This window comes from Buchnera aphidicola (Thelaxes californica) (assembly GCF_005080825.1).
GTDB lineage: Bacteria > Pseudomonadota > Gammaproteobacteria > Enterobacterales > Enterobacteriaceae > Buchnera_I > Buchnera_I aphidicola_V.
Genome location: NZ_CP034852.1, coordinates 313,286 through 323,032, shown reverse-complemented (window position 1 = coordinate 323,032; position 9,747 = coordinate 313,286). Strand labels below are relative to the sequence as shown.

6 protein-coding genes are annotated in these 9,747 nt (G+C 22.3%); 4 read left to right on the top strand and 2 right to left on the bottom strand.

Going from position 1 to position 9,747, the window contains the following annotated elements; all coding sequences use genetic code 11:
* Window positions 1–278 precede the first annotated feature (278 nt).
* From D9V80_RS01430 to asnS, 4 genes are all read left to right on the top strand, one after another.
* The gene (locus D9V80_RS01430; RefSeq protein WP_158353522.1) at window positions 279–1,799 is read left to right on the top strand and encodes a leucyl aminopeptidase; all 1,521 of its coding nucleotides are present in this window, start codon (window positions 279–281) and stop codon (window positions 1,797–1,799) included.
* Between the two features lie 98 nt (window positions 1,800–1,897).
* Window positions 1,898–4,747, top strand: a complete 2,850-nt coding sequence (locus D9V80_RS01425) for a valine--tRNA ligase (RefSeq protein WP_158353520.1) — start codon at window positions 1,898–1,900, stop codon at window positions 4,745–4,747.
* A 97-nt stretch (window positions 4,748–4,844) separates the two neighbouring features.
* Window positions 4,845–5,789, top strand: a complete 945-nt coding sequence (locus D9V80_RS01420; RefSeq protein WP_410051792.1) for a rhodanese-related sulfurtransferase — start codon at window positions 4,845–4,847, stop codon at window positions 5,787–5,789.
* 451 nt (window positions 5,790–6,240) lie between these two features.
* On the top strand, window positions 6,241–7,644 hold the full coding sequence (gene asnS / locus D9V80_RS01415) for an asparagine--tRNA ligase (RefSeq protein ID WP_158353516.1): 1,404 nt from the start codon (window positions 6,241–6,243) through the stop codon (window positions 7,642–7,644).
* Between the two features lie 115 nt (window positions 7,645–7,759).
* Here the strand turns inward: asnS and D9V80_RS01410 are convergent, their stop codons facing one another.
* Both D9V80_RS01410 and ptsG read right to left on the bottom strand, forming a co-directional pair.
* The gene (locus D9V80_RS01410; RefSeq protein WP_158353514.1) at window positions 7,760–8,113 is read right to left on the bottom strand and encodes an HIT domain-containing protein; all 354 of its coding nucleotides are present in this window, start codon (window positions 8,111–8,113) and stop codon (window positions 7,760–7,762) included.
* Between the two features lie 113 nt (window positions 8,114–8,226).
* Entirely contained in the window at window positions 8,227–9,657 is a 1,431-nt protein-coding gene (gene ptsG / locus D9V80_RS01405) for a PTS glucose transporter subunit IIBC (protein WP_158353512.1), read from the bottom strand.
* Between the last annotated feature and the right edge of the window lie 90 nt (window positions 9,658–9,747).

Below are 9,747 nucleotides of genomic sequence, written 5' to 3'. Positions count from 1 at the left end.
TTGATTGTTTTTTTTTTTTTAAAAAAATAGAAAATTTAATTATTTTTTCTATTTCGGTTATAGTAAAATCGGAGAGTGTTATACAATTACGTTGAAATAAATTATGCATATTGTACCTGAAATGATTTTTTGAATTTTTTTTCATTACAATTAAATTATTTTTTAATATAATAATTGTTTTTTTATTTTAAAATTTGTTTTTAAGATTGTTCTAAAAGATTATTTTCATATACAATAAAATTTCATTATTTAAAATAATATAATAAAATAGGTGTTTTATGAATTTTATCATAGATGATAAAACTAACATAGAAAAATATAATGATTGTATCGTATTGGGTATTTTTAAAACATCTAATAATTTTTATATAAATTATGATGTTAATGATATAACTAAAAAATATATTATAAATACTTTATTAAAAGTAAAATTTCAAGCGAAAATAGGTTCTACTATACTATTATTAAATGTTCCTAAAATAGATTTTTTACGTGTTTTATTAGTAGGTTGTGGTGATCAATTAAAAATTAATGATGTAAAATTTAAAAAAATTGTTCACAATACTATTCATGTTATTAAAAAAGAAGGTATTCAAAATGTTTTTTATTGTTTAATATTATTATTTATAAAAAATAAAACAATGTTTTGGAAAATTAATGTTATTATTCAAAAAGTTGCACATAAATATTATATATTTAATTTTTTTAAAAATGAAAAAAAGAAAACTAATATAGAACAACCAATTGTTATATTTCCAATTAGTGATAACAAATATAAAGATGAAATGAAAGAAAGTATTAAATATAGTCAAGCAGTTATATCTGCTATAAAAATAACAAAAGATTTATCTAATTTTCCTCCAAATATATGTAATTCAAAATTTTTAGTACAAAAATCAAAAGAATTAGCACAAAAATATCCTAATAATATTTCCATTGAAATATTAAACAAAAAAGAATTAAAAAAATTAGGAATGCATGCATATTTGTCAGTAGGAGAAGGTTCAAAAAATGAATCTTACATGTCTATTATACATTTTAATAAAATTAAACATATATCTCAAAAACCTATTGTTTTAATAGGAAAAGGAGTAACATTTGATTCAGGTGGTATTTCTATTAAACCATCTAAAAATATGCATCAAATGAAATTTGATATGAGTGGAGCAGCAACAGTTTTAGGGATAATGTCATTTTTAGCAAAATTAAAATTACCACTTTATGTAATAGGAATATTAGCGATAAGTGAAAATATGTTAGGAGAATCGGCTTATCGACCTGGAGACATCATTAAAACAATGTCTGGAAAAACAGTTGAAATAATAAATACTGATGCAGAAGGCAGATTACTTCTTTGTGATGTATTGACGTATGTTGAACGTTTTTTCTTCCCAGATCTTGTTATCGATATTGCTACTTTAACAGGAGCTTGTATTGCTTCATTGGGAGATGTATGCAGTGGTGTATTTTCTAATAATCAAAATCTTGAAAAAGAATTAATAAAATCTGGATTAGAATCTGATGATAAGGTTTGGGCATTACCACTTTTTTCAGAATATTATCAACAATTAAAATCTGATTGTGCAGATATGACTAATGTTAGTGCTTCACATCCAGGTGCTATTACGGCGGCTTGTTTTTTATCTTTATTTGCAAAAAAATTTGTTTGGGCACATTTAGACATTGCAGGAACTTCTGTTCAATTAAAAAACAGTCAATATCCTATTTCTACTGGTCGTCCTATTCCTTTATTATCACATTTTTTATTACATAAAAGTGATAATAATTACATTATTTAAAATAATAAATATTTTAAATAAATTTTTTTTAATTTTTTTATTATTGCATTTTTATAAAAAATACTACTTCTTTCACTATAATATATTATAAAGAATATATGAAAAAAATATATAACCCTCAAGATATTGAACGTTTGATATATAATATTTGGGAAAAAAAAAATTATTTTTCTCCTCATGGAAATACTAAAAAAGAAAGTTTTTGTGTTGTAATACCTCCTCCAAATATTACAGGAGGATTACATATGGGTCATGCTTTTCAATATACTATTATGGATATTTTAGTTCGTTATAATCGTATGATGGGAAAAAATACTTTATGGCAAATGGGTCTTGATCATGCTGGAATTGCAACTCAACTTTTAGTAGAACAAAAATTATTATTGGAAGAAAAAAAAAAACGTTCTTATTACTCTGAAAAAGAATTATTAGAAAAAATATGGGAATGGAAAAAAAAATCAGAAGGTATTATTTATAGTCAAATACGTAGATTAGGTAATTCAGTTGATTGGAGTTCTAGTAAATTTACTTTAGATTCATCTATTTCTTTATCTGTTTCAGAGGCTTTTGTAAAATTGTATAATGATAAATTAATTTATAAAAGAAAAAGAATAACAAATTGGGATTATAAATTAAATAGTGTAGTTTCAGATTTGGAAGTAGATATGCGTAATATCACAGGAAATATGTGGTTTATAAAATATAAAATTGTTAATTATAAGTTATATGATATTAACACAAAATATTTAATAACTGCAACTACACGACCAGAAACTTTATTAGGAGATACTGCAATTGCAATACATCCAGATGATAAACGTTATTCACATTTAAAAGGAGCAGAAGTTATAGTACCTATAATAAAACGTAAAATTCCAATTATTTTTGATAAAAGTGTTGATATTAATAAAGGTACTGGATGTGTAAAAATTACTCCTGCTCATGATTTTTATGATTATCAAATCGGAATAAAACATAAATTACCTATGATTAGCATTTTTAATAATGATTTAACTATTAAAAAAAAATTAAAAATGTATACATGGGATGGTAAAAAAACAATTTTATTGAATAATTTAATTCCTTCTGATCTTCAAGGTTTAGGAAAATTTGAAGCTAGAAAAAAAATTATTGACGTACTTAAATTAAAAAAAATTTTACTAAAAGTAATTAAACATGATTTTATCGTTCCTCATGGAGATCGTAGTGGTGTAGTTATTGAGCCTATTTTAACAAATCAATGGTACCTTAAAACTAAACCTTTGGCTAAAATGGCAATTTTAGCTGTTCAAAAAAAACAAATAACTTTTATTCCTCAAAAATATGAAAATTTATATTTTTCTTGGATGAATAATATTGAGGATTGGTGTATATCTAGACAGGTTTTATGGGGACACCGTATACCAATTTGGTATGATTCGTGTGGTAATATATATACAGGTAAGCATGAAAAAGAAGTAAGAAAGACATATTCTATATCTTCAGAAGTAATGTTAAGTCAAGAAACAGATGTTCTTGATACTTGGTTTTCTTCTGCTTTATGGACTTTTTCTAGTTTAGGATGGCCTAATAAAAAAAAATTATTAAATATTTTTCATCCTAGTAATATTGTAGTAAGTGGTTTTGATATAATTTTTTTTTGGATTGCTCGTATGATCATGTTAACTATGTATTTAATTAAAGATAGAAATCAACAACCTCAAGTTCCATTTAAAATTGCATATATTACAGGATTAATTAGAGATGAACAAGGTCAAAAAATGTCCAAATCTAAAGGTAATGTTATAGATCCTATTGATATGATTGATGGAATTAGTTTAAACAATCTTATAAAAAAACGTATAAAAAATTTGATGAAACCTAAATTAATTCATGAAATTAAAAAAAGAACAATGTTATTATTTCCAGAAGGGATAATTCCTAATGGTGCAGATGCATTACGTTTAACATGTGCATCTTTATCAGCCCCCACTAGAAATATTAATTGGGACATGAATCGATTGAAAAGTTATCGTAATTTTTGTAATAAATTGTGGAATGCTACACGTTTAATTTTTTCTTTTTCTGTAAATAACATAATACCTAAATATATTGATTATAAATATTTGAATTTTTTTGACAAATGGATTTTGTTAGAATTTAATAATTTTTTAAAATTATTTACTCAATCATTAAATAATTATCGTTTTGACCAATCTGTATTGTGTTTAAATAATTTTTTTAGATATAATTTTTGTGATTGGTATATAGAATTAATTAAAATACATTATAAATATATGTATAAAAAAAATTTCATTAGTATACGTTATACTTCATTAAAAGTATTGTCAGATTTAATACATGTGATTCATCCAATTATTCCTTTTATTACAGAAAATATATGGGAAAAAATTAGTAATTTAAAAAACATTAAATATAATTCTATTATGTTAGAACCATATCCTGTATATAACTGTTCTTTACAAGATAAAAAAATTATTATTTATATGCAGTGTTTTAAAAATATTGTTTCAATTATTAGATATTTACGTTTATCAGCTATGTTGAAAGAAAAAGAATTAATAACAGTATATATACAAAATAGTACATCAATGATTAAAGATATTATTAATAAAAAAATAATTTATTTTTCAAAAATGGTATTTGTGAAAAAATTTTGTATTGTAGATCATAAATTAAGTGGTATGAATTATATTCATAAATTCCAAGATAATGTAGAATTTTTTATCTATATTACTAGTAATAAAAATTACAATTTTAAATTACTAAAAATTAAAGAAGAAATTAAAAAAATATGTTCTTTAATACATATTTCTAAGAAAAAATTACTGAATAAAAACTTTATTTTTAAAGCTCCTGATAATATCATTCATAAAGAAAAAAGAAAATTTATTCAATTATTACAAAATAAATCACATTTAATTAAAGAAAAAAAAATTTTTGAATAATTTTTTTAAAATAATTTATTAAATTAATCATTAATTTTTTATTTTTTTATTGAATATTTTTAATTGTAATATATTTTATATTTAAAAAATATATAGGGTGTTTAATTTGATTATTTTACATAATACTATTCCAAAAAAAATTTTAAAAAAAAAAATATTAAATCAATATAATAACTATATTATTGTTTCATTTTATAAGTATTTTTTTATTAAGGATGTTGGTATAACAAGAGATATATTGTATTTATTTTTTTCTACAATTAATGTTTTGGGAAGAGTATATATATCTTCTGAGGGTATTAATGCTCAAGTTAGTGTTCCTAATAAAAATTATTTTATTATGAAAAATTTTATACGTAATTTACATGATAATTTAAAAAATTTAAATTTTAACGAAGCATTAGAAAACAAACCAAATGCTTTTTTTTTATTAATTGTTAAAGTAAAAAAAAAAATTGTTCAAGATAATCTGCAACATAACTTTTTTGATTCAACAAAATTAAAAAATTATTTAAATGCTATTCAAGTAAATTGTATGATAAATGATCCAGATACCATTTTTGTTGATGTTAGAAATGATTATGAATTTCAAATTGGTCATTTTAATAATGCTTTGCATATTTCTTCTAACACTTTTAGTGAAACAATGAAAAATATTGTTTCTCAGTTAAAAAGATTTCAAGAAAAAAATATTGTATTATATTGTACTGGTGGCATTCGATGTGAAAAAGCTGCTTCTTGGTTATTATTTAACAAATTTAAAAAAATATATCAAGTGAAAAACGGTATCATTGGTTATGTACATGATGCGAGAAAAAAAAATATAGAAGTACATTTTAAAGGAGCTAATTTTGTATTTGATGCACGTATGATTGAACATGTATCATATGATACTTTAGGACAGTGTCGACATTGTAAAAAAAAATGTGATAATTATATCAATTGTAAAAATAGTATATGTAATAATCTTTTTATTCAATGTATGAATTGTAATATACAATATAAAAATTATTGTTCTAAAAAATGTGTTTCTTCTTTTTAAAATAAAACAATAATGTTGATTAGATATATAACAATAAATAATTTTAAACATTTTAAGATATTTTAATAAAAATGTTAAATTCAATTTGATTATTTTTACAATATTATAATGTATTGGATTGTTATATATTAATTTTTATAAAAAATAAACATATATATTAAACGTAATAAGTAAGAAAAATTTACAATAAAAATTTATTGTAAATTTTTTATGAACATAATTATAATGTAATATTCATTTTAAATAATTTTATAATTTTTATTTAATTATTCATTAAATTACATTAGTAATCAAATATTTAAAATTTAATTAAAATGATAACATTGTAGTTTTTTTATATATAAAATTAAAATATAAATATTTTCAATATTAAAAAAATTTGTATTTATTAAATTGTAATATTCGTCTGTTATTAATTCACATTATAGATATATATTTTTCAAGGAAAACAATGAAAATAAGTTTAATATCTGATATATATAAAGAATTAGTTCCAATAAATAGTAATATTTTAATTAAAGGATGGGTAAAAAATAAAAGAAGTTCAAAAATAGGAATTTCTTTTTTAGATATACAAGATGGATCAACATCACAATCTATTCAAGTTATTGCAAATAAAAAATTAATTAATTACAAAAATGAAATTTTAACTATTACTACAGGTTATTCTATTTCTATAAATGGAATATTAGTTTTATCAAAAGGAATCCAACAAAAATATGAAATTTTATCTAATACAATAAAAATTATTGGAAAAATAAAAAATTCTAATCATTACCCTATCACTTCTAAAAAACATACTTTAGAACATTTAAGAAATTTTAGTCATCTTCGACCTAGAACTAATTTAATTCTTGCTATTACTAGAATACGTAATATTCTTATTCAAAGTATTCATTCTTTTTTATATCACAACAATTTTTATTGGATTCCTACTCCTATTATTACTAGTCTTGATGCTGAAGGAACTGGAGAAATATTTCATGTATGTGTTAAAAATAAAAAAACAATAAAAAATTGTACAAATAATCAAAAAAATATTTATGAAAAATTTTTTAACCAGGATGCTTATTTAACAGTATCAGGTCAATTAACTTTAGAATCGTATGCTTGTTCTCTTTCAAGAGTATATAATTTTGGACCTACTTTTAGAGCAGAAAATTCTAATACCAGTAGACATTTATCTGAATTTTGGATGTTAGAAGTAGAAGCTGCATTTTTTAATATGCATAACATTTTAAATTTTGCAGAAAAGTTAATTAAATATACGTTAAAAGAAGTTTTAAAAAAAAACGCTATTGAATTAGAAATATTGTCAAAATTATTAAATATAAATATTTCAGAAAGAATTGTAAAATCTATTAATACTAAAATTATTATTTTAACATATAGTAAAGCTATAAATATTTTAAATAAACATTGTTCTTTTTTAAAGAAAAAAATATTATTTGGAGATGATTTAAATTCTGATCAAGAGCGATTTCTTGTAGAGAAATATTTTAATTATTCAATTATTGCTATCATTGATTTTCCAAAAAAATTGAAAGCATTTTATATGCGAATAAATGATGATAATCAAACTGTTGCTGCTATGGATATTTTATTTCCTTATATAGGAGAAATAATTGGAGGATCTCAACGAGAAGAACGTTTAGATATTCTAGATTCTAGAATAAGGGAATTAGGTCTAAATAAGAAAGATTATTGGTGGTATCGTGATTTACGTAAATATGGAACAGTTCCTCATTCTGGTTTTGGTATAGGTTTTGAAAGATTATTAATGTATATAACAGGTATAAATAATATCAGAGATGTTATTCCTTTTCCAAGGACAGTTAATCACGCTAATTTTTAAAAATAATAATATTAATTCCAACTAAGGCACAAAAAACTTATTGGGAATTAATATTATTATTCAAATATGTATTTTTATCAAATTTTGAAATATTTATATTTTTAAAAAAATATTTTTATTTTTTATGTAATATTGGACCTAAAAATTCTCCTCCTAATAAATGTATATGTAAATGAGGAATTTCTTGCCCTCCGTTTTTTTTACAATTTATGATAATTCGATAACCTGATTTATCAATATTCATTTTTTTTGCCATTTTAATGGCAATTTCCATCATTTCTAATAATATAATATTATTTTCTTTATTGATTTCATTAAGTGAATGAATAATTGTATTAGAAACGATTAATAAATGTATTAACGCTTGCGGTTGTTTATCTTCAAATACCGTTACTAATTTATTTTGATATAAAATTTTTTTATTTTTTGGTGTATTAATAATTTTAGAAAAAATTGTTTCTTTTATCATAATTTACTCTTTTTTTTCAAAAAACAAGGTTTGGATTTTAATCATTACTTACCAATCCTTATTTTTTGTTTAAACAGTCATAGTTGTATTAAAAATAAAATATTTAAAAAATATCATTTTTTTAAATATTCGTCTATTTTAGTTTTAATATTATCTGATTTTGTTCCAAATACAACCTGTATTCCAGACCCTGAAATTAATACTGCAGTTGCACCTAATTTTTTTAATGTTATTGAATTTACTTTTTTAGACGATTTTACAGTAACTCTTAAGCGTGTAATACAAGCATCTAAATTTTTTATATTATCAGCAGATCCTAATGCTTCGATAATTTGAGGAGTAAATGTTATGTCATCAATATTTACATTATAACATTGTGCATCTTCTCTTCCAGGAGTTTTTAAATTTAGTTTAATAATAACTATATAAAATATGATATAATATAATAATCCGTATAAAAATCCTACTATAGGAAACATCCAAATATTATGACTATGTCCACTTAATATCATAAAATCTATAAACCCATGAGAAAAACTAGTTCCAGATTTCATATCTAAAAAAATACAGAGAGAAAAAGATAAACCTGCTAAAATTGAATGAATAGCATATAATATTGGTGCAACTATGATAAAAGAAAATTCAATTGGTTCAGTTATACCAGTTAAAAAAGAGGTTAAAGCTGCAGAAATCATGATACTTCCTATTTTTTTTCTGTTTTCTTTTTTTGCAGTATGCCATATTGCCATTGCTGCACCAGGTAAACCGTACATTTTAAATAAAAATCCTCCAGATAATTTTCCTGCTGTTGTATCTCCAGCCATATATCGAGCAATATCTCCATGAAACAATTGCCCCATAGAATTACTAAATTCTCCAATTTGCATTTGAAAGGGAACATTCCAAATATGATGTAAACCAAACGGAACTAAACTTCTTTCTACAAAACCATATATACCGAAAGCAAGCATAGGATTTTGATATGCTGCCCATTCGGAAAAATGTTGAATACACTTTCCTATTGGAGGCCATATGAAGGATAAAAAACATCCTAAAAAGATAGAAGAAATACCTGAAATAATAGGAATAAATCTTTTCCCTCCAAAAAAACCTAAATATTCAGGTAGTTCAATACGATAAAAAGTATTAAACATATATGCTGTAATAATTCCAGCTATAATACCTCCAAAAATACCTGTATCTGTAAATTGATTATGTTGCATTTCAATCAAAGGGATTTTAAAAAAAATTGGAATCATTACAGAAATTGTTTTTACCATAATACCGTATGAAATTACTGATGCGAGTGCTGCAACTCCATCATTTTTAGTGAAACCTAGAGCTACTCCTATAGCAAAAATTAAAGGCATATTAGTAAATATAGAACCTCCTGCTTCTGCCATTAATCGAGATATAATTTCTGGAATCATATGAAACTTTGCTGATCCTATTCCTAATAAAAGTCCAGCAATTGGTAAAACTGATACTGGAAGCATCAAAGATTTACCTACTTTTTGAAGATTAGCGAATGTATGTTTAAACATATTTAAAATCCTTCAATAATAAAATTTTTTTTAAAAAAAATAATGAGCTCTTTTAAAAATTATTTTTTGAATAAAAAACACAAAAATTAA

Coding starts and splice junctions, on each gene's coding strand:
- D9V80_RS01410 (WP_158353514.1), bottom strand. CDS start 8,113: ATGATAAAAGAAACAATTTTTTCTAAAATTATTAATACACCAAAAAAT.
- D9V80_RS01425 (WP_158353520.1), top strand. CDS start 1,898: ATGAAAAAAATATATAACCCTCAAGATATTGAACGTTTGATATATAAT.
- ptsG (WP_158353512.1), bottom strand. CDS start 9,657: ATGTTTAAACATACATTCGCTAATCTTCAAAAAGTAGGTAAATCTTTG.
- asnS (WP_158353516.1), top strand. CDS start 6,241: ATGAAAATAAGTTTAATATCTGATATATATAAAGAATTAGTTCCAATA.
- D9V80_RS01430 (WP_158353522.1), top strand. CDS start 279: ATGAATTTTATCATAGATGATAAAACTAACATAGAAAAATATAATGAT.